Origin of the sequence: Microbacterium sp. CnD16-F, assembly GCF_024124465.1 — a bacterium.
Classification (GTDB): Bacteria; Actinomycetota; Actinomycetes; order Actinomycetales; family Microbacteriaceae; genus Microbacterium; species Microbacterium gawkjiense.
This window is the reverse complement of sequence record NZ_JAMXSA010000014.1, coordinates 35,844-54,887: the sequence shown is the minus strand read 5'-3', so window position 1 is coordinate 54,887 and position 19,044 is coordinate 35,844. Positions and strand designations below refer to the sequence as shown.

Annotated in this window: 19 protein-coding genes; 5 read left to right on the top strand and 14 right to left on the bottom strand. The window is 70.8% G+C overall.

What is annotated here, in order from left to right; all coding sequences use genetic code 11:
- Positions 1–151 precede the first annotated feature (151 nt).
- The 4 genes from NH287_RS06070 to NH287_RS06060 form a co-directional block, all read right to left on the bottom strand.
- Positions 152–883 (bottom strand): YqjF family protein, encoded by a 732-nt coding sequence (locus NH287_RS06070; protein WP_253034885.1) that lies wholly within the window; start codon positions 881–883, stop codon positions 152–154.
- Positions 884–891: 8 nt separating this feature from the next.
- Positions 892–1,026, bottom strand: coding sequence for a hypothetical protein (locus NH287_RS15205; protein ID WP_308210393.1), 135 nt, complete (start codon positions 1,024–1,026; stop codon positions 892–894).
- Positions 1,023–3,344, bottom strand: coding sequence for a phosphoribosylformylglycinamidine synthase subunit PurL (gene purL / locus NH287_RS06065; protein ID WP_253034884.1), 2,322 nt, complete (start codon positions 3,342–3,344; stop codon positions 1,023–1,025). Before purL ends, NH287_RS15205 begins: the two co-directional genes overlap by 4 nt.
- A 166-nt stretch (positions 3,345–3,510) precedes the next feature.
- A complete protein-coding gene (locus NH287_RS06060; RefSeq protein ID WP_253034883.1) occupies positions 3,511–3,762 on the bottom strand; it encodes a hypothetical protein in 252 nt (83 codons plus the stop codon).
- A gap of 97 nt (positions 3,763–3,859) precedes the next feature.
- Here NH287_RS06060 and NH287_RS06055 point away from each other — a divergent pair, with 97 nt between their 5' ends.
- Positions 3,860–4,198, top strand: a complete 339-nt coding sequence (locus NH287_RS06055) for a TraR/DksA C4-type zinc finger protein (protein WP_253034882.1) — start codon at positions 3,860–3,862, stop codon at positions 4,196–4,198.
- Between the two features lie 214 nt (positions 4,199–4,412).
- Here the strand turns inward: NH287_RS06055 and NH287_RS06050 are convergent, their stop codons facing one another.
- Both NH287_RS06050 and NH287_RS06045 read right to left on the bottom strand, forming a co-directional pair.
- Positions 4,413–5,828 (bottom strand): HNH endonuclease signature motif containing protein, encoded by a 1,416-nt coding sequence (locus NH287_RS06050; protein WP_253034881.1) that lies wholly within the window; start codon positions 5,826–5,828, stop codon positions 4,413–4,415.
- Positions 5,829–5,991: 163 nt separating this feature from the next.
- On the bottom strand, positions 5,992–6,795 hold the full coding sequence (locus tag NH287_RS06045; RefSeq protein ID WP_253034880.1) for a hypothetical protein: 804 nt from the start codon (positions 6,793–6,795) through the stop codon (positions 5,992–5,994).
- A gap of 290 nt (positions 6,796–7,085) precedes the next feature.
- Between NH287_RS06045 and NH287_RS06040 the strand changes: the two genes are divergently transcribed.
- The 3 genes from NH287_RS06040 (at position 7,086) to NH287_RS06030 (ending at position 9,168) form a co-directional block, all read left to right on the top strand.
- On the top strand, positions 7,086–7,745 hold the full coding sequence (locus NH287_RS06040) for a hypothetical protein (protein ID WP_253034879.1): 660 nt from the start codon (positions 7,086–7,088) through the stop codon (positions 7,743–7,745).
- 80 nt (positions 7,746–7,825) lie between these two features.
- Complete coding sequence (locus tag NH287_RS06035; protein WP_217529029.1) at positions 7,826–8,173, top strand: helix-turn-helix transcriptional regulator; 348 nt, start codon at positions 7,826–7,828, stop codon at positions 8,171–8,173.
- Positions 8,174–8,199: 26 nt separating this feature from the next.
- Complete coding sequence (locus NH287_RS06030) at positions 8,200–9,168, top strand: SRPBCC family protein (protein WP_253034878.1); 969 nt, start codon at positions 8,200–8,202, stop codon at positions 9,166–9,168.
- Between the two features lie 44 nt (positions 9,169–9,212).
- On the opposite strand, the gene sufU is transcribed toward NH287_RS06030, so the two are convergent.
- The 4 genes from sufU to NH287_RS06010 are packed head-to-tail and all read right to left on the bottom strand — an operon-like array spanning position 9,213 to position 13,858.
- Positions 9,213–9,674 carry a Fe-S cluster assembly sulfur transfer protein SufU gene (sufU, locus tag NH287_RS06025; RefSeq protein ID WP_253034877.1) on the bottom strand — a complete coding sequence of 154 codons (462 nt, stop codon included), beginning with the start codon at positions 9,672–9,674 and terminating at the stop codon, positions 9,213–9,215.
- Complete coding sequence (locus NH287_RS06020; RefSeq protein ID WP_253034876.1) at positions 9,671–10,966, bottom strand: SufS family cysteine desulfurase; 1,296 nt, start codon at positions 10,964–10,966, stop codon at positions 9,671–9,673. The genes sufU and NH287_RS06020 overlap by 4 nt, the downstream gene beginning before the upstream one ends.
- 47 nt (positions 10,967–11,013) lie before the next feature.
- Positions 11,014–11,769 (bottom strand): hypothetical protein, encoded by a 756-nt coding sequence (locus tag NH287_RS06015; protein ID WP_253034875.1) that lies wholly within the window; start codon positions 11,767–11,769, stop codon positions 11,014–11,016.
- 34 nt (positions 11,770–11,803) lie between these two features.
- Positions 11,804–13,858, bottom strand: coding sequence for an APC family permease (locus tag NH287_RS06010; RefSeq protein WP_064003482.1), 2,055 nt, complete (start codon positions 13,856–13,858; stop codon positions 11,804–11,806).
- A gap of 62 nt (positions 13,859–13,920) precedes the next feature.
- Between NH287_RS06010 and NH287_RS06005 the strand changes: the two genes are divergently transcribed.
- A complete protein-coding gene (locus tag NH287_RS06005) occupies positions 13,921–14,292 on the top strand; it encodes a hypothetical protein (protein WP_253034874.1) in 372 nt (123 codons plus the stop codon).
- Here the strand turns inward: NH287_RS06005 and NH287_RS06000 are convergent.
- From NH287_RS06000 to NH287_RS05985, 4 genes are read right to left on the bottom strand one after another with little or no spacing between them, the layout of a single operon-like run.
- A complete protein-coding gene (locus tag NH287_RS06000; RefSeq protein ID WP_253034873.1) occupies positions 14,261–15,076 on the bottom strand; it encodes a hypothetical protein in 816 nt (271 codons plus the stop codon). The two genes, NH287_RS06005 and NH287_RS06000, sit on opposite strands and share 32 nt — an antisense overlap.
- A complete protein-coding gene (locus NH287_RS05995; protein WP_253034872.1) occupies positions 15,073–16,287 on the bottom strand; it encodes an amidohydrolase in 1,215 nt (404 codons plus the stop codon). Before NH287_RS05995 ends, NH287_RS06000 begins: the two co-directional genes overlap by 4 nt.
- Positions 16,288–16,297: 10 nt before the next feature.
- Complete coding sequence (locus NH287_RS05990; RefSeq protein WP_217529044.1) at positions 16,298–17,323, bottom strand: LacI family DNA-binding transcriptional regulator; 1,026 nt, start codon at positions 17,321–17,323, stop codon at positions 16,298–16,300.
- Between the two features lies 1 nt (position 17,324).
- Positions 17,325–18,998, bottom strand: a complete 1,674-nt coding sequence (locus NH287_RS05985) for a glycoside hydrolase family 13 protein (RefSeq protein ID WP_253034871.1) — start codon at positions 18,996–18,998, stop codon at positions 17,325–17,327.
- Positions 18,999–19,044: the final 46 nt, after the last annotated feature.

Sequence of the window (19,044 nt, the reverse complement as noted above, 5' to 3'; positions counted from 1 at the left end):
CGCGTCGCACGCCGAGGACGCTGACCGCGCCGGCGCCGACCGCGGCGGGCGCGACCCACCAGAACTCCGCCACCGCGGCCCCGATCGCGACGACCCAGAGCTGCATGCCGCCATGCTAGCCGCGACCGGTGGGCGCGCTCTCAGGTCGCGCTCAGCGCACGAGGCGAGCGCCCGAGAACCGGGTGACGACCCCGGGGTGCCGGGCGGGCATCGCGAGCACCGAGTCGGGTGCGCGATCCGCGAGTCCCGGGAACCCGGCATCCGCGAGCAGGCCGTCGTCGAGACGGTCGACCGTCGCGCGGACGAGCGGCCACGGCTCGTGCTCGTTCGCGGCCCAGATCGTCCGGCCGAGGTGTCGTTCGTGGAAGCCCCAACGCGCCGTGAGGAACCGGCTCAGCTCGTCGTCGACGGCTTCGGTCCCGGGGGTGGCGCGGATGCGGGTGCGCACCCGATCCCCGAAGCCCGGATGCCTCCGCGACGCGTACTCGATCGCGTCGCCGTCCGTGCGCGTCGCCGCCTTCGCCCAGCGGTAGGGGAGTCCGAACACGGCGCGCGCTCCGAGGACCGGCAGGAGGTGTTCGGCCTCGAGCGTCTGGAAGACGACGCCGCGGCGACCGTCGGCATCCCGCGCGTACGTCCGGACGTTGATCTCGACGAACCGCCCCACGAACGGGACCGGGGGCAGCGGCAGGAACCGGAACTCGCTGAGAACGAACGGGATGAGGCCCACCCACGCCGACCCGTCGAACACGTCGGGTTCGGTGCCCGGCGGCAGCAGCGGCGCGACCTGCGACGGGTCGACGCGCCAGTGCAGGAAGCACGCCCCGCTCCAGCGCTGCTGCAGCACCGCACGGCCGGGAAGGGCGGGAGCGGTGGCGTCCATGACCCGGGTCAGCCGAACAGGAGCGTGAGGACGGTCGCGCCGCCGCCCACGAGCACCATCGAGATGATCACGGTCCACGCGATCACCTTCGTGCGGGCGCGCCTGCGCCCGACGAAATCGGCGTACTCCGGGTCGTCGCTCACGCGGGGACCTCGTCGACGATCGGGCCGAAGGCGGCGGGCAGCGTCGCCTTCGCGACGCGTCGCAGCTCGGGCACCGGGATCGAGAAGACGTCCTGGATCTCGAGGGACGACTGCTCGCCCTCGGGGGCCGAGTCGGTGACGCCGATGCGCAGCACGGGGTAACCGCGACCCTCGCACAGGCCGCGGAACTTCACGTCCTCCTCGCGCGGGACCGAGACGATGACGCGGCCGGTCGACTCGCTGAAGAGGGCGGTCGCGGCATCCACCCCGTCGCGCTCCATGATCTCGCGCAGCCACACGCGGGCACCGACGCCGAACCGCGTCGTCGCCTCGGCGAGGGCCTGCGCCAGACCGCCGGCCGAGAGGTCATGCGCGCTCGAGACGAGCATCTCGTCGCGCGCGGCCTGCAGCAGGCCCGCGAGCGTCTTCTCGCCGGCGAGGTCGACCTTCGGCGGACGACCGCCGAGGTGACCGTGGACGGTGTCGGCCCAGGCCGAGCCGTCGAGCTCGGTGGAGGTCGTGCCGAGCAGGTAGATGTTCTCGCCGGCATCCTGCCAGCCGCTCGGGATGCGGCGGGCGACGTCGTCGATGATGCCCAGCACGCCGACCACGGGGGTCGGGAAGATGGGCTGGTCGCCGGTCTGGTTGTAGAAGCTGACGTTGCCGCCCGTGACCGGGACGCCGAGCTCGAAGCAGGCGTCGGCGAGACCGTCGACGGCCTGCCCGAACTGCCACATGACCTCGGGGTTCTCGGGGCTGCCGAAGTTGAGGCAGTCGGTGACCGCCGTCGGCTGGGCGCCCGTGACGGCGACGTTGCGGTATGCCTCGGCGAGGGCGAGCTGCGCACCCGCGTACGGGTCGAGCTGGCAGTAGCGGCCGTTGCAGTCGGTCGCGATCGCGAAGCCGAGACCGGACTCCTCGTCGACGCGGATCATGCCGGCGTCGTCGGGGAAGCTGAGGGCCGTGTTGCCCATGACGTAATAGTCGTACTGGTTCGTGACCCACGACGTGTCGGCGAGGTTGGGGCTGCCGAGCAGCTGCAGGAACTGCGTGCGGAGGACCTCGGGATCGTCGCTGCGCTCGAGCGCGGCGGCCGAGTCGTCGCGCAGCGCGTCGATCCACGTCGGGTAGGCGACGGGGCGCTCGTAGACGGGGCCGTCGACCGCGACGGTCGAGGGGTCGACGTCGACGATCTGCTCGCCGTGCCAGAAGATCTGCAGGCGGCCGTCACCGGTGACCTCGCCGAGGACGCTCGTCTCGACATCCCACTTCTGCACAACGGCGAGGAACGCGTCGAGCTTCTCGGGAGCGACGATCGCCATCATGCGCTCCTGGCTCTCGCTCATGAGGATCTCCTCGGGCGTGAGCGAGGGGTCGCGCAGCAGCACCTTCTCGAGGTCGACGCGCATGCCCGAACCGCCGTTGGCGGCCAGCTCGCTCGTCGCGCACGAGATGCCGGCGGCGCCGAGGTCCTGGATCGCCTCGACCAGCTCGCCCTGGTACAGCTCGAGGCAGCACTCGATGAGCACCTTCTCGGCGAACGGGTCGCCGACCTGCACGGCGGGACGCTTGGTGGGGCCGCCGTCGGCGAAGGTGTCGGATGCCAGGATCGACGCGCCGCCGATGCCGTCGCCGCCCGTGCGGGCGCCGAAGAGGACGACCTTGTTGCCGGCGCCGGTGGCGTTGGCGAGCTTGATGTCCTCGTGGCGGAGGACGCCGACCGCGAGCGCGTTGACGAGCGGGTTGCCCTGGTAGACCTTGTCGAAGACGGTCTCGCCGCCGATGTTGGGCAGGCCGAGGCAGTTGGCGTAGAAGCTGATGCCGCTGACGACGCCATGCACGACGCGGGCGGTGTCGGGGTCGTCGATGTCGCCGAAGCGCAGCTGGTCCATGACGGCGACGGGGCGCGCGCCCATCGAGATGATGTCGCGGACGATGCCGCCGACGCCCGTCGCGGCGCCCTGGAACGGCTCGATGTAGCTCGGGTGGTTGTGGGACTCGACCTTGAAGGTGACGGCCCAGCCCTCGCCGACGTCCACGACGCCGGCGTTCTGGCCCATGCCGACCATGAGCCGTTCCTTCATCTCGTCCGAGACCTTCTGGCCGAAGCGGCGCAGGTAGATCTTGGAGGACTTGTAGGAGCAGTGCTCGCTCCACATGACGGAGTACATCGCCAGCTCGCCCGAGGTGGGGCGGCGGCCGAGGATCTCGCGGATCTTGTCGTACTCGTCAGGCTTGAGGCCGAGCGCCGCGTACGGCTGCTCCTTCTCCGGCGTGGCGACGGCGTTCTGGACAGTGTCTGCGACGGGGGTGCTCACGCGGCTGGGCTCCAAGACTCGGGATGCCGGGGGACGCCCCCATCCTATCGGCGGGGCACCCGCATCCCGTCGTGTACGGATCCGGCCCATAGCGATACGCTGACGCCGTCCGCTCGGCGCACTCCTTGCTCACCGGCAGCGCCGAGGGCAGCGGGGCGGAGTCGTCCTAGTCCTCAGCGCCGGGCTCGTCCGTCTCGCTCGGGTCGGAGTCGATGACGCCGATGCCGACGGCGTGGTGGCTGGGTTCCTCGTCCTGCTGCGGCGGTGCCTTCGGCTCTTCGCCGGGCTCCTTGGCGACGCTGGGCTCCTCGAGCTCGTCGGTGTCGGGCATCTCCTCGGGGTCGGCGTGCTCGGTGCCTTCGTTCTCGGTGCCTTCGTTCTCGGTGCCTTCGTTCTCGGTGCCTTCGTTGTCGGCCATGGCGGCTCCTTCCGTTGGTCTTACTGTGCGGGTGGGATGCCGCGGTCGCGACGGTCTTGACGGCCCTCGTGTCGGTGGGTAGGTCTACGCTGACCGGATGGATCCGATCGGGCGTCTGCGGGAACGTGAGCGTGAGTTGCGCGCGCAGCTCGCCCGGCTCGATGCGGATGATGCGGCGCTGCGGGTCGACCGGTCGGACGCGACGGCGGATGACGAGCACGACCCCGAGGGCTCGACGCTGTCGGGTGAGTGGCAGCGTGTCGACGCCTTGCGGGCCTCGACGCGGGACGAGTTGACGCAGGTGGCGACGGCGCTCGCGCGGGTGGATGCCGGGACCTACGGCGTCTGCGACCGCTGCGGACGACCGATCCCCGAGGCGCGGCTCGAGGTGCGCCCGCAGGCGACGATGTGCGTCGCGTGCGCGTCGATCGGCTGAGGACGGCCGCGTTCGCTGGTCGGCGCATCGCGGGGTTCCGTGGGTTCGCGGGCACGCGGGTCTCGAGCCGTCGCGCCGGCATGCGGGTCCTGAGCGACCGTGACGGCGTGCGGATCTTGCTGCATCGCCGCGCGGTACGCCTGACGAACCGATCCGAACCGAACCGGAGCTCGTTGCGTGTCCGCTGCCGCGACAGGGCGCGTCGGTGGTCACGTCAGAAGGGTGCGGGTTCCGCTGACGTGGTCGGCGGTGGCGGTGGTGGTGCGGCAGGGGTGAAGGCGACGGCCGGTGTCGGTGCGTCTTCTCTGTAGATCCTGCCGAGGGGTGAGGTCCATTCCAGGACGCCACCCTTGCGTTGTCGCACTCTCCAGGCGGTGAACTGCTTCATGGAGTGATGCCTCTGGCACAGGTGGGCGAGGTTCGACAGTTCCGTTCTGCCACCGAGGGCGTGATCGTGGGTGTGGTCGACCTCGCAGCGGATCGCCGCGATGCGGCACCCGGGGAACCGGCAGTGCTGGTCCCGGGCTTGCAGGAACCTGCGCATCCCCGACGGGACACGGTACGAGTCGGTGGAGACCGTGACACCGGTGGTGGGGTCGTGGAACAGCCGCTCCCAGATGTGGGTGCCGCCGGCGAGCGTCCGTGCGGTGGCGGGGTCGATCGGGGAACGTCCGGTCAGGTCACAGGGCCCGTCATCTTGACCGGTGAGTGTCGCGGCGGGGACGAGCACTTGTACGCGTGCGCGGATCGCGCCCAACGGGCCGGCGGTGGTGTCGCGGGTGTCGTCGAGGGCTGGCGTTCCGGCGAGGAGCAGGTCGGCGAGCACGTCGGCGCGGACCTGATCGATCGAACGCTGATCTGTCGCAACGACAGTGGCGGCATCCTCGCTGTCGCCGTGGCCATCGCCGACGTCTACGCCCGTCGCGGCGTCTCCGAACGCGACACCTGCCCCGCCGTACGCGGCGGCCCGTTCGTCGCGGGTGTCGATGACTGCTCGCGCTTGCTGCGTGAGCCGGTCGTGGATCCCTTCGGCGATCACCGTCGGGAGGGTCGCGACCACATCGCTCATCCCATCCCGCCCCGGGACGATCCGCACGCACCTGCCAGCGGCAGCTTCCTCGTGCCGTTCCGCGAACGAGCGCGGGTGCATCCGGTGTGCGAGGATCTCCAACTCGCCTCGCACCCGGTTCGGGGTGTCCCGTTCGCACCGGCTGATCGCGACCTGTTCGAACTCCGCCCACATCTCCGCCGGCAGGGTGGTCCCGGTCTCGAGGATCGCGATCGCGTGGCCCCGCACGATCCGACCCTGCTCCCACGCCTCGACCGTTGCGGGGAAGCCCTCGACCAGAGTCCGCGCTTCACCGATTCGGCGTTGCACGGTCCGGTCGGTGACCCGCATGACCCCGCCGACCTCCGCCGAGATCGACCGCAGCACCATGTCATGCACTTGCACGCGGGCGTTGCGCTGCGCGGTCTGCGCTTCCGCGAGCCGGCCGGCTGCGGCCAGCACGCGGAGCTCGTCGATCTGCGCGGCGGCAATGCGCCGAGCCACCGAGTCGACGTCCGCGACGATGCCCGCCAGGGCGGCGAGATAGTCCTCGCCACCGGGGGTTTCCGCCGCATCCGTCATACCTGCACTCTGCCACGGACCACCGACATCGATTCCTGACGGAACCACTCCCGGCAGGACGGATCCTCGCCTCCGTCGACGCCGCGTCTTCAGGCCGCCTGCGCCGGGACACCCGACGCGACAAAGCCTGAGGGCCCTGCCCGGGAGGCAGGGCCCTCAGCATTCACGGCCGGGGCGGAACCGGCGGGGTCGGGCGCGTCGGGGCTGCCGGCTGCGTCGGGGCCGCCGGCTGCGTCTGCTGCCGGAGGGTGCGCGTGGCCTCCTCCGCCTGAGCAGCGACGGACGGTGCGCCCTTCGCGTGCTGCGCGATCTTCGGAGCCTCCTCCTCGCCCTTCGTCAGGATGGCTTCCCATCGCTGCTGCATCGGCTTGATGAGTCCGCCGCCGGCGCCGACGATGATGACGCCCGCGATGATGGCCAGGACGGCGATCAGAATGGGGGTCGTGACCGAGGTGGCCACGTCGATCTGATTCAGCGCGGCGGTGACGCCGAGGAAGATGATGAACACGGCGGCGATGTTCGCGAGGACCTTGCCGTAGGAGAGCCCGCTCAGGGTGTTCTGAATGAGCCCCTTCACGGCGGCGGCGATGGCCGACGCGATCACGATGATGATGATCGCGACGACGATCTTCGGCAGGAAGGCGATGATGCCCTCCAGCAGGTCGCTGACGGGGTTCGGGCCGAAGACGCCGAAGGCGAACTGCAGGACGAACAGGACCAGGGCGTAGTACACGATCTTCGCGACGATGTCGGAGGCGTCGAGCTTGGATTTGGCGAGGGCCCTCTTGATACCGCCGCGCTCCACGAGGCGGTCGAACCCGACCTTCTCGAGCAGCTTCTCGAGGGCCTTACTGATCAGCTTGGCGACGATGAGTCCGACGATGAGGATGAGGAGGAACAGGAGAACCTGTGGGACGAATGTCACCACGGCCGCGAGCCCGTTCTCCAGTGCGTTGCCGATGTTCATGATGTGACCTTTCACGATCGTCATCGGCATCTGCGGATGCCGGCGACCGAGTGGGCGCCCTCAGTGCGCACACTCTCAGGGGGTGTGGTGCGGCGAAGTCCGCTGCTGACGCACAAGTGTGCTGCCACGGGTCGGACGTGCCGCAGGGATTGCCCGCGGGTTCCTCGCGGTGGTATCCGACGCGCTGCGCGTGCGACGACGCGAGGCAGCAGGGTGGCGGAACAGTACGCCCGAAGCGCGGACCACGCAAGCCTGGACATCCGCGGTGCAGCCGGGTGGATCCTCGCCCCATGAGCACCGAGAATCGCGATCGCGACGACGCGAACCCTTCCGCCCACAGCGCCACGGCCCCGGCTGCGACAGAGGCGTCCGAACCCGGACGCACGCTCCATCACCACGTCCTCCAGCGCGAGAAGGCGGAGTTCGGCGGCTTCAAGTTCGGGTCGGCGTTCTTCGGCTGGCTCACCGCCACGGGCACGGCCGTGCTGCTCACCGCTCTCGTCGCCGCGACCGGGACCTGGGTCGGTGCGAGTACGGGAACCGCCCCTGAGGAGGCCGCCGAAACCGCCACCCAGAATGCAGGAGCCGCCAGCATCCTGGGTGCTGTCCTCCTCGGCATCGTCCTGCTCGTCTCGTACTTCGCGGGTGGGTACGTCGCCGGTCGGATGGCCCGCTTCAGCGGGGCGAAGCAAGGGATCGCGGTCTGGATCTGGGCCATCGCCATCGCCGTCATCGTGGCCGTCGTGACGGCCGTGGCGGGCAGCCAGTGGGACGTCCTGGGCAATCTCGACAGCTTCCCGCGGATCCCCGTCGACCCCGAGGCCGCGACCGCGACGGGCATCCTGACCGCCATCGGTGCCGCAGCGATCACGCTGATCGGCGCGATCCTCGGGGGCCTCGCCGGCATGCGTTACCACCGCAAGATCGATCGAGTCGGCCTCGGTCGCTGAGGCGATGGCGGCGGGCTGACATCGGCTCCGTCGCCGCCGCCCCTTGACGCCCGGCATCCGCTGCCCTAACGTACAACCAAATGGTTGCACAAACGGAGCTCAGCGATGATCGGATCGACCGTGTCTTCCACGCCCTCGCGACGGCGACGCGGCGCGACATCTTGCGCCGCACGTTGCAGCGCGAGCAGTCCATCTCCGCACTCGCGGCCGACTACGACATGTCGTTCGCGGCGGTGCAGAAGCACATCGCGGTGCTCGAGGCGGCCGAGCTCGTCGTCAAACGCGCCGAGGGTCGCGAGCGACTCGTCCGAGCGGACCCCGCGATGATCGCCCGCGCCCGCGCGCTGCTCGCCCAGTACGAAGACCTGTGGCGCGCGCGCATCGACCGCCTCGATGCGCTGCTGGCCGAACCCGAACCCCAGAACTGACCGACCGTCCACCGAAGGAGAAGGACATGCCCGTCACCGACATCACCACCGACACCGAAAACCTCACGATGACGCTCACCGCCGACGTCGACGCCTCCGTCGACCGGCTGTGGCGCGCGTTCACCCAGCCGCGTCAGCTCGAGCGGTTCTGGGGCCCTCCCGGCTGGCCGGCGACCTTCACCGAGTTCGACTTCACGGTCGGCGGTCACGCCCGGTCCGCGATGACGAGCCCGCAGGGCGAGAAGTCCCGGGGCACGTGGGAGTTCCTCGCCATCGACGAGGGGCGCAGCTTTGAGGTGCTCGACGCGTTCGCCGACGAGGACGGACAACCGATCGCCGAGTTCCCGTCGATGCGGATGGTCTTCTCGTTCACCGAGACCGCCGGCGGTTCGCGCCTCTCGAACGTCACGTACTTCACCTCCGCCGAGGCGCTCGAACAGGTCGTCGCGATGGGCGCCGTCGAAGGCTCCCGCATGGCGATGGACCAGCTCGACACGGTGCTCCACAGCCTGCGCGAGTGGTTCCAGGGCAAGGGCACGAACGTCGAGCTGCTCGACGACACCCACGTGCGCATCACGCGCCTCGTCGAGGGCCCCCGCGATCTCGTGTGGCGTGCCCACCACGATCCGGAACTTCTGAAGAGGTGGATGCTGGGCCCCAACGGCTGGTCGATGGTCGAGTGCGTCGTCGGCGACACCTACCGGTACGTGTGGGAGGAGGGCGGAAACCCCGAGAGCCGCTTCGGCTTCGAGGGCGAGACCCTCCTCGACGACGAACCCCGCCGCTCGGTCAGCACGGAGAAGATGATCGGCATGGACGGCCCGTCGACGACCAACGACCTCCAGTTCTACGAGGAGGACGGCGCCACCCTGCTGACGCTCCTCATCGAGTACCCCGACAAGGAGACGCGCGACATGATCCTCGCCACCGGCATGGCCGACGGCATGGAGACCTCGTACGCCCGCCTCGAGCGCGAGGTGCTGCAGGCGGCCTGACCGGGTGCGCCGTTCGGCACGCGCGCGGCGGCGCGAGGTCAAGCTCAGGCGCGGGCGAGGGCGTCCTCGAGCGCGACCCACGCGAGCATCGCGCACTTCACGCGCGCCGAGAATTTCGAGACCCCCGAGAGCGCCGCCGCGTCCGCGAAGGTCTCCTCGTCGAGCGGGATCGCGCCGCGTGAGCGCAGCGCCTCGCGGAAGCCGTCGATGAGCTTCACGGCATCCTCCCGCGGCAGTCCGTTGTCGCCGCCGTCCTCTTCGATCAGCGCCGCGAGCATCGAGGCGGACGCCTGCGAGATCGAGCAGCCCGACCCCTCCCAGGACAGGTCGGTGATGCGCTCGCCCGCGTCGTCGACGCGCACGCGCAGCGTGATGTCGTCGCCGCACATCGGGTTGTGCTGGTGCGAGCTCGCCGTCCGCCCCTCCTCGGGGGACAGACCGCGCCCGTGCGGGTGCTTCGAGTGATCCAGGATGAGCTCCTGGTACAGCGAGTCGAGACCGTTCATGCGTCCACTCCGAAGTAGGAACGGATGCCGCTCACGGCATCCACCAGCGCATCGACGTCGTCGTCGGTGTTGTACAGCGAGGCCGACGCCCGGACGGACGCCGTCACCCCGAACCGCTTGTGCAGCGGCGCGGCGCAATGGTGCCCGACGCGCACGGCGATCCCCTGCGCGTCAAGGTACTGACCGGCGTCGTGCGCGTGCACGCCGTCGACCGTGAAGCTCCACAGGCCCACGCGCTCGGCGCCCTCGGCGTCTCCGAGCAGGCGGATGCCGGGGATGTCGACGAGCCCCTCGCGCATCCGCGCGGCCAGGCGCACCTCGTGCGCGTGCACGGCGGCCATGCCCGCATCCTCGAGGTACGACACCGCGGCGGCGAGTCCGATCGCGGGGCCGATCGGCTGGGTCCCCGCCTCGAACCGCTGCGGCGGCGGCAGGTATCCCGCCTCGTCCAGCGTCACGGTCGTGATCATCGACCCGCCGGTGAGGAACGGGGGCAGCGCCTCGAGCACGTCGCTGCGGCCGTAGAGACCGCCGACGCCGTACGGGCCGAGCATCTTGTGCCCGCTGAAGACCGCGAGGTCCACCCCGAGCGCGGGCAGGTCGAGTCGCATGTGCGGAGCGGACTGGCACGCGTCGAGCACCGTCAGTGCGCCGACCTCCTGCGCGAGCGCGACGAGCTCGGCGATGGGGTTCACGATCCCGAGCACGTTCGACACGTGCGAGAACGCCACGATCCGGGTGCGCTCGCCGATGATCTGCGCGGCGGCATCCAGGTCGAGGCGGCCGTCGTCGTGCACGGGGATGTGGCGCAGCACGGCGCCGGTGCGCGCGGCGAGCTCCTGCCATGGGATGAGGTTCGCGTGGTGCTCCGCCTCGGTCGCGACGATCTCGTCGCCGGGCTGCAGCGCGAACCGAGCGGATGCCGGTGCCCCCCGCCCGAGCGTCGCGTTGCCGATCGCGTACGCCACGAGGTTCAGTCCCATCGTCGCGCCGCTCGTCCACACGAGCTGCTCCTCGCGGGCGCCGACGAAGCGCGCGACCGTGGCCCGGGCATCCTCGAACAGGTCCGTCGCCTCGGCGGCGAGGGTGTGGGCGCCGCGGTGCACGGCCGCGTTGCTGCGGGTGAGGAAGTCGTACTCGGCCTGCAGCACCTGACGCGGCTTCTGGCTCGTCGCACCGGAGTCGAGGTAGACGAGCGGGTGCCCGTTCACCTCCTGCTGCAGGATCGGGAAGTCCGCGCGCAGCCGGGCAGCGTCGAGCGTCGCGGTCTCGGACAGGGCGGGAGAAGTCACCCCTCTAGGCTACGCCGGTGCGGGGTTCCGGGGCCGGTCGCCCCGGCTCAGAGCTCGGACCACGGGCGGTACGTGATGGAGACCACCGTCTCGTCGGCGGGGTCGGTGTTGACCCACGGCGAGTATCCGTCGAGCTCGGCGTCGTCCTCGGGTCCGTCGGCGCGATCGATCGCGAAGAAGAAACGCGGTTCGCCGTCGGGCATCTCGACCTCTTCGTCGGGTCCGAGGGCGCGGACGTCGTCGGCGGTGAGACCGATCGCGAGGTCGAACTCGGGCGTGACGGCGACGTCGCCCACCTCGTTCGCCGTGACCGAGACGTACGAGGGGACGAAGTACTCGTCGCGCGGCTTGCCGTCCTCCGTGACGATCATGTCGCGGAACATGAACCCCTCCCAGTCGTACGACGTGTAATCGGGGAAGTGCGAGCCGTCGCCCTCGTAGACCGATTCCGACGGCTCGGAGCCGAACGCGTCCGTGAGCGCCGCGACGGCAGCTTCCGCGTCGTCGCGCCACCCGTAGGCGTACAGCTCCGACCCGTCGTCCGCGACGATCGTGAAGCCGTCCGCGCCCAGCAGGACCGCGCTCGCCGTCGGGTCCTCGGTCTGCGTCTCCGAGGGCGCGGGCGTGGGCGCCGCCGGGGACGGAGTGGATGCCTCGGGCGTCGGCGAGCCTGCTCCCGGCGCGGCCGCGGGGGCCGGCGCGCGGTTCAGCAGGAGCACGATCGCGATGACGGCCGCGATCGCGAGCACACCCGCGAACGTCAGGAGCGGGATGAGGTTGCGGGGACGCCGGGACTCTGCCATGGGCACATCATGGCAGCCCGGCGACTTTCATCCATCAGTTTTCGGAATGCTCTACCAAACCGTAATGACGCTGTTCGACGCGGCCGCCGCGGTCGTCGCCGGGGAGGGGGCGCGAACGCCGTCCGTAGACGATCTCGGACGAGTCGAGCAGCCACGGCACGAGCGTCACCGTGACGCCGTGCACCATCATCAGCTGCTGCGCGATGCGGCGGGCCCGGCGGTTGTGGAGGGGTGTCTCCCACCAATGCCCGACGATGTACTGCGGCAGGTAGACGGTCACGACCGAGGGTCCGTGCTTCTCGCGGTACTTCTCGATGAAGCCGATGAGCGGCCCGGCGTAGTGGCGGTAGGGCGAGTCGACGACGACGAGGGGCACCGGCATCCGGTGGTACTCCCAATCGGCTTTCAGCTCGGCGATGTCGTCGGTCGTGACGGCCACGTGGACGGCGAGCGTCTTCTCGTGCTTGGCGGCGAGGGCGTAGTCGATCGCCTTGGCGACAGGCTTCTGCAGCTTGCCCACGAGGATGATGGCGAGGTCGCCCGACGAGCCGAACTTCACGGAGTCGTCCATCTCGATCTCGTGCTCGACGTCGCGGTAGTAGCGGTTCACGCCGATCATGAGGAACGCGAGCACCGGCATCGCCAGGAAGACGAGCCACGCGCCGTGGGTGAACTTCGTGATCGTCACGATCGCGAGCACGGCCACGGTGAACGCCGCCCCGATCGAGTTGATCACGAGTCCCGCCGTCGCCTCGCGTCGCGCCGCGGCGGGCCGGGTCTTGAGCAGCCGCAGCTCGCGCCGCCAGTGGCGCACCATGCCGATCTGTCCGAGCGAGAACGACACGAACACACCGATGATGTAGAGCTGGATGAGGGTGGTCAGGTTGGCCTGGAAGACCACGAGGATCGCGATCGCCGCGCCGCCGAGGATCAGCATCCCGTTCGAGAAGACGAGGCGGTCGCCGCGGGAGTTCAGCGCCTTCGGCGCGTAGCTGTCGCGCGCGAGCACCGATCCGAGCAGCGGGAACCCGTTGAAGGCGGTGTTCGCCGCCAGCAGCAGGACGCACGCGGTCGCGGCCTGGATGACGAAGAAGAAGATCGAGTCGCCGCCGAACGTCGCCGCGGCCACCTGGGCCATGAGGCTCGGCTGGGGTCCCGCCTCGCAGTCGAACCCGATCAGCTTGCAGGGGTTCTCGGCGTAGTGCACCCCGGCGATGAGGGCGAGGGCGGTGAGCCCGGCGAACAGCGCGATGGCGATGCCGCCCATGAGGACGAGGGTCGTCTGCGCGTTCTTGATCTTCGGCGTGCGGAAAGCGGGGACGCCGTTGCTGACCGCTTCGACACCGGTGAGGGCGGAGCATCCGCTCGAGAAGGCGCGCAGCAGGAGCAGGATGAAGGCGACCTGCGACAGGCTCTCGGCCTCGACCGTGAAGTCGGCGCTCGAGGCGACGGGGGCGTCGCCCATCGCCCACCGGAACAGACCGGTCACGATCATGAGGGCGACCGACCCGATGAAGACGTACGTCGGGATCGCGAACGCCTGCGACGCCTCGCGCACGCCGCGCAGGTTGACGATGACCAGCAGGATGACGAAGCCCACCGCCAGTTCGACGCGCCAGGGGTCGAGGGCCGGCAGCGCCGAGATGATGTTGTCGACGCCGGAGGAGACCGACACGGCGACGGTCAGCACGTAGTCGACGAGCAGAGCGGATGCCACGACGACACCGGCCTTCTCGCCGAGGTTCGTGCGGGCCACCTCGTAGTCGCCGCCGCCGGAGGGGTAGGCCTTGATGAGCTGGCGGTAGCTGAGGACCACGACGACCAGCAGCACCACGACGGCCGCCGCCACCGGCGGCGCGAAGGCCATGAACGCCGTGCCGCCGAGCAGCAGGATCATGAGCAGTTCCTGCGGCGCGTAGGCCACCGACGAGAGCGCGTCGGAGGCGAAGATCGGCAGCGCCCGCTTCTTGGGCAGGAGCTGTCCGTCGAGCTTCTCGGTATCGAGGGGTTCGCCGATCAGCATGCGCTTCACGGCGGGGGAGGGGGCCGCGTTCGGATCGCGGCTGTCACTGGTCACGGCGGGCGACATTACGCCTCCCGCGAACGCAGTGCAACGCGAAGCGGATGCCGCGCTGTCCCTAGACTCCAGGCATGACCGGACAGCTCTTCCCCGCGGTCGTCGCGGTCCTGTTCGGTGCCGTCGTGGGCCTGCTGCTCTTCGTGCCCCTCGTGGCCGTCAGCTACCGGCGCCGCGGGCGCCTGACCCTCGGCAGGCTGGCCTTCTGGGCGGCATCCCTCGTCTACTTCATGGCGCTGTGGACGTACACCCTGCTGCCGCTTCCGACCTCGGACGACTATCGCTGCGCGGGCGCGGTGCTCAGCCTCGCGCCGACCGTCGACGATGTCGTCGGCGCGGTCGCGGACGGCGCGGCCCTCACCGACGTCCGCCTGCTGCAGGTCGTCTTCAACGTGCTGCCGCCCGCGGCGACGGTCACTGACCGCGGGCGCGGAACGTGTACGTGATCGTCGCGACCTTCTGCGCGGACTCGTCCGACTCGACGAAGGCGCTGAACACGCGCTCGCCGTTGTTGTAGAACGTGCCGCGGCCCTCGCCGTAGGTCAGGCGGAGGCGCCCGTTCGTGAGGGCGAACTCGTCGAACGGCCCCTTGCTGCGGGCCTGGTCGATGGTGTCGCCCACCGCGACGCCGAACTCGTTCGTGACCTGCACGTCGGCCGGCAGACCGGCACCGACGGTGACCCAGGTCGGCGCCGGCACCTCGCTGCGCGAGCGTCCGCCGTCACCGAGGAAGACGTCGTAGAGGCGGAAGCCGGGCCACACGTAGATGTCGTACGCCCAGTTCTCGGCGTCGCCGTTGACGAAGTCCTCCTCCGGCGCCGTGCCGAACGCTTCGGTGAGCGCGGCGATCGCGGGGGCCGCGTCATCCGCCCATCGGTGCGTGAACTCGCCGTCCTCGGACGTGATCGTGAAGCCCGATCCGTTCAGCGCGATCGTCGAAGCCGCCGCCGGCGGCTCGGGCGTGGGCGTCTCGGACGGCTGCGGCTGCTCCTGCGGCGTCGAGGGCGCGGGCTGCGGCGCGGCCGGTGAACTCGCCGCGGGCGGTGCCGCCGTCGTCGGCTCGGTCGCGCGCAGCAGGTAGGCGCTGACCACGACGATCACGGCCACGAGCAGCACACCGGCGATGGCGCCGAGGATCATCGGCACGCGGTTCGGGTTCTCGGGGCGCTCCGGCTCGCGGTGCTCCTGCGGGTCGAGGGGGGCGAAAGGCAGCCAGTCGTCGTTGCTCACGAGAGGAACTCCCGCGCGGCGACGGTCAGGGCGTCGACGCCGCGCTCGATGGTCGGGTGCAGCACGGGGGCGAAGAAGGGGGAGTGGTTCGTCGGGATGTCGCGCGAGATCGTGCCGGCAGCGGCGGCATCCGCGTACTGCTGCGGGTCGACACCGCCCCAGAACCAGTAGACGAGCGGGGCGCCGGACTCGCGGGCGAACCACGAGACGTCCTCGCTGCCGGTGAACATGCCGGGGTCGACGACCGTGCCCTCGCCGAACGCGCGGTCGAGCGCGGCGGTCAGACGCGCGGTCGCGTCGGCGTCGTTGATCGTCGGCGGGAGGGAATGGAGGGTTGAGATCGTGGGTTCCTGTTCGGCACCGGATGCCGCCGCCTCGGCGCGGACGACGCGTTCGACGCGCGCGAGGATGTCGGCGCGCGCCTCGTCGTTGGGGTAGCGCAGGCTGAGCTCGAGGGTCGCCTCAGCGGGGATGATGTTGTTCTTCAGGCCCGCGTGGATCGAGCCGACGGTCACGACCGCCATCTCGCGCGGGTCGACCTCGCGCGAGACGACCGTCTGCAGGCGCATGACGGTGGCCGCCGCCATGACGACGGGGTCGATCGTGGCGTGCGGGCGCGAGCCGTGTCCGCCGCGGCCGTGCAGGGTGACGGTGATGCCGTCGGATGCCGCCATCTGCGTGCCCGGACGCACGCCGATCGTTCCCGCCGGCAGCGGGGTCAGGTGCTGACCGAGGACGATGTCGGGCTTCGGGTACCGGTCGAACACGCCGTCGGCGATCATCGCCTGCGCGCCGGCGCCGTACTCCTCGGCGGGCTGGAAGACGGCGACGACGGTGCCCGACCATTCGCCGCGGGTCGCCTGCAGCTTCTCGAGTGCACCCAGCAGCGCGGTCACGTGCATGTCGTGTCCGCACGCGTGCATGACGGGCACGTCCTGCCCCGCCGGGTCGACGCAGCGGGCGGTGCTGGCGTAGGGGAGTCCGGTCTGCTCGGCGACGGGGAGGCCGTCCATGTCGGCGCGCAGCCAGACAACGGGGCCGTCGCCGCTGCGGACGGCCGTGACGACACCCGTGCGGCCGACGCCCTCCTCGTACTCGAGGCCGAGCGCCGCGAGCTCGCGCGTGATGACGCCGGCCGTCCGGGTCTCCTGGAACGAGAGTTCCGGATGCCGGTGCAGATCGGTGTAGATCGCTTCGAGATCGAGGGGCATACCTTCGAGCCTACGGCGCGGGAGACCCCGATTTCTCAGCGAGTCCTCCATGCGGGGCGCTCGTCGAGGTGCGTTCGACGAGCCGGAACGAGAGCTCCCCCAGTTCGGTGCGTCCGTCCACGGCCGCCAGGACCGCGTCCGCCGCCCGTTCGCCCTGCTCGTGCGGGAACTGGGCGATCGTCGTGAGGCCGAAGAAGTCGCTCATCTCGTGACCGTCGACGCCGATCACCGAGAGGTCCCACGGGACGTCCCGGCCCTCGTCCCGCGCCGCGAAGAGCGCACCGAACGCCAGTTCGTCGGATGCCGCGAAGATCGCCGTCGGCGGCTCCGCCTCCTGCAGCAGGGCGCGAGCGGCGCGGTAGCCGCCGTCGATCGTGAAGTCGGTGGCGACGAAGCGCGCGTCGCGGATGCCGGCATCCGCCATCGCCGCATCGAACCCGTGGCGGCGCAGGGACGGGATGTCCAGGCCCGGGTCTCCCGGGTACCCGGCGCCGAGGTGCGCGATCCGGCGGTGCCCGAGCGCCAGGAGGTGTTCGGTCGCGAGGCGCGCGACGGCGACGTCGTCGATCCGCAACGCGGGCAGTCGCCGGTTGGTGGAGCCGAGCCCCACGACCGGCAGGTCCAGGGCCAGCAGCCGGTCGACCTCGTCGTCGGCGAGCGTGAGCGACAGCACGATCAGTCCGTCCACGCGCCCGCGGCGCAACGACACGTCCAGCACCCCGTCGCGCTGCGCGCGGTCCGTGCTCATGCTGTACAGCGTCATGTCGTACCCGCGCGGGGTGAGCCGGCTGGCGATCCCGTCGAGCACGTTCGCGAAGAACCAGCGGTCCAGCAGCGGCACCACGACGCCGATGTTCGCCGCGCGGCCCGTCGCGAGAGCGGATGCCGCGGCCGAGACGACGTAGCCGAGGTCGGCGGCGGCGGCGCGCACGCGGGCGCGGGTCGCATCCGAGATGCGCCCGCGCCCGCTGAGTGCGCGGGAGACGGTCGCCGCCGACACGCCGGCTGCGCGGGCGACGTCGTCGATCCCGGTCACGTCACTCCGCGGCGATCCACACGGTGGTGTCGGCGGGCAGTTCGCGGCCGAGGAACGCGTCGCTCTCGACGAGCAGGGTGCCCTTCGGCAGGGCGACCGGCGTCGACCCGACGTTCGCGACGACGGTGACGTCGCCGTTGCGGAACGCGATGACGTCGTCACCGTAGCCGTCGAGCCACTCGAGCGCGCCCGAGCCGAGGTCGTGCGCGCGACGGGTGGCGAGCAGCGTGCGGTACAGCCACAGCGTCGACTCGGGCTGGTCCTCCTGCACGTCGCGGGCGAGCGCGTTCCACTCGGCCGGCTGCGGCAGCCAGCTCTCGCCGGTCGGGCTGAACCCGAAGGCGCCGTCGTCCGCGGTCCAGGGCAGCGGGACGCGGCATCCGTCACGGCCGTAGCGTTCGCCGTCGGTGCGGAACCAGGTCGGGTCCTGGCGGACGTCGTCGGGCAGCTCCATCGCCTCGGGGAGGCCGAGCTCCTCCCCCTGGTACAGGTAGGCCGAGCCCGGCAGGGCGAGCATCAGCGCGGTCGCCGCGCGGGCGCGACGGAGGCCCGCCGCGGGATCGGGCTTGCCGGGGGACGCCGGTCCGACGCCGTGCCCCTGCGGGTGACCCGGCATCGCGAGGCGGGTCGCGTGGCGGATGACGTCGTGGTTCGAGAGGACCCAGGTGGCCGGCGCGCCCACGGCGGGGAAGGCCCGCAGCGACTCGCTGATGACGACGCGCAGCTGCGCGGCATCCCACTCGCTCATCGCGTAGGGGAAGTTGAACGCCTGGTGCATCTCGTCCGGGCGCACCCACTTCGCGGTCTCGTCGACCGTCGGCAGCCACGCCTCGGCGCACAGCGCGCGGTCGCTCTCGTACTCGTCGAGCACGCGGTGCCATTCGCGCCACACCTCGTGCACGCCGTCCTGACCCCAGTAGGGGACCGGCTCGGCGCCGCCCATCGAGTCGGCCTCGGCCGGGGGCGTGTAGTCGGGCAGGCCGTCGGCCTTGATCAGACCGTGCGCCACGTCGACGCGGAAGCCGTCGACGCCGCGGTCGAGCCAGAAGCGCAGCGTCGTCTCGAACTCGGCGCGCACCTCGGGGTTGTTCCAGTCGAAGTCGGGCTGCGAGCTGTCGAACAGGTGCAGGTACCACTGGCCGTCGGGGACCCGGGTCCAGGCCGGCCCGCCGAACACGGACTCCCAGTTGTTGGGAGGCAGTTCTCCGTTCTCGCCGGTGCCGTCGCGGAACATGTACCGCGCACGCTCGGGGCTGCCGGGCGCGGCGGCGAGCGCCTGCTGGAACCAGACGTGCTTGTCGGAGGAGTGGTTGGGGACGAGGTCGATGATGACGCGGATGCCGCGGGCGTGCGCCGCCTCGAGCATGTCGTCGAAGTCGCCGAGGGTGCCGAAGATCGGGTCGACGTCGCGGTAGTCGGCGACGTCGTAGCCGGCGTCCTTCTGCGGAGAGGTGAAGAACGGGCTCAGCCAGACCGCGTCGACGCCGAGCGACGCGAGGTCGTCGAGGTGCGCGGTGATGCCGGGCAGATCGCCGATGCCGTCGCCCGAGGCGTCCGCGAAGGAGCGGGGGTAGATCTGGTAGATCACGGCGGTGCGCCACCACTCGGCGCCGGGGCGGCTCTCGCCGATCGGGGCCAGCGTCGAGGTGACGATCGAGACGGGGGTCGAAGTCATGCGCGCCAGCCTAGCGCAAGCGCTTGCGCACCCGGTATCCGTTGTC

Excerpts from the sequence above, each read along its gene's own strand:
- NH287_RS06070 (WP_253034885.1), bottom strand. The coding sequence starts at position 883 with ATGGACGCCACCGCTCCCGCCCTTCCCGGCCGTGCGGTGCTGCAGCAG.
- NH287_RS06060 (WP_253034883.1), bottom strand. The coding sequence starts at position 3,762 with ATGGCCGACAACGAAGGCACCGAGAACGAAGGCACCGAGAACGAAGGC.
- NH287_RS06055 (WP_253034882.1), top strand. The coding sequence starts at position 3,860 with ATGGATCCGATCGGGCGTCTGCGGGAACGTGAGCGTGAGTTGCGCGCG.
- NH287_RS06050 (WP_253034881.1), bottom strand. The coding sequence starts at position 5,828 with ATGACGGATGCGGCGGAAACCCCCGGTGGCGAGGACTATCTCGCCGCC.
- NH287_RS06045 (WP_253034880.1), bottom strand. The coding sequence starts at position 6,795 with ATGAACATCGGCAACGCACTGGAGAACGGGCTCGCGGCCGTGGTGACA.
- NH287_RS06040 (WP_253034879.1), top strand. The coding sequence starts at position 7,086 with ATGAGCACCGAGAATCGCGATCGCGACGACGCGAACCCTTCCGCCCAC.
- NH287_RS06035 (WP_217529029.1), top strand. The coding sequence starts at position 7,826 with ATGGTTGCACAAACGGAGCTCAGCGATGATCGGATCGACCGTGTCTTC.
- NH287_RS06030 (WP_253034878.1), top strand. The coding sequence starts at position 8,200 with ATGCCCGTCACCGACATCACCACCGACACCGAAAACCTCACGATGACG.
- sufU (WP_253034877.1), bottom strand. The coding sequence starts at position 9,674 with ATGAACGGTCTCGACTCGCTGTACCAGGAGCTCATCCTGGATCACTCG.
- NH287_RS06015 (WP_253034875.1), bottom strand. The coding sequence starts at position 11,769 with ATGGCAGAGTCCCGGCGTCCCCGCAACCTCATCCCGCTCCTGACGTTC.
- NH287_RS06010 (WP_064003482.1), bottom strand. The coding sequence starts at position 13,858 with ATGTCGCCCGCCGTGACCAGTGACAGCCGCGATCCGAACGCGGCCCCC.
- NH287_RS06005 (WP_253034874.1), top strand. The coding sequence starts at position 13,921 with ATGACCGGACAGCTCTTCCCCGCGGTCGTCGCGGTCCTGTTCGGTGCC.
- NH287_RS05995 (WP_253034872.1), bottom strand. The coding sequence starts at position 16,287 with ATGCCCCTCGATCTCGAAGCGATCTACACCGATCTGCACCGGCATCCG.
- NH287_RS05985 (WP_253034871.1), bottom strand. The coding sequence starts at position 18,998 with ATGACTTCGACCCCCGTCTCGATCGTCACCTCGACGCTGGCCCCGATC.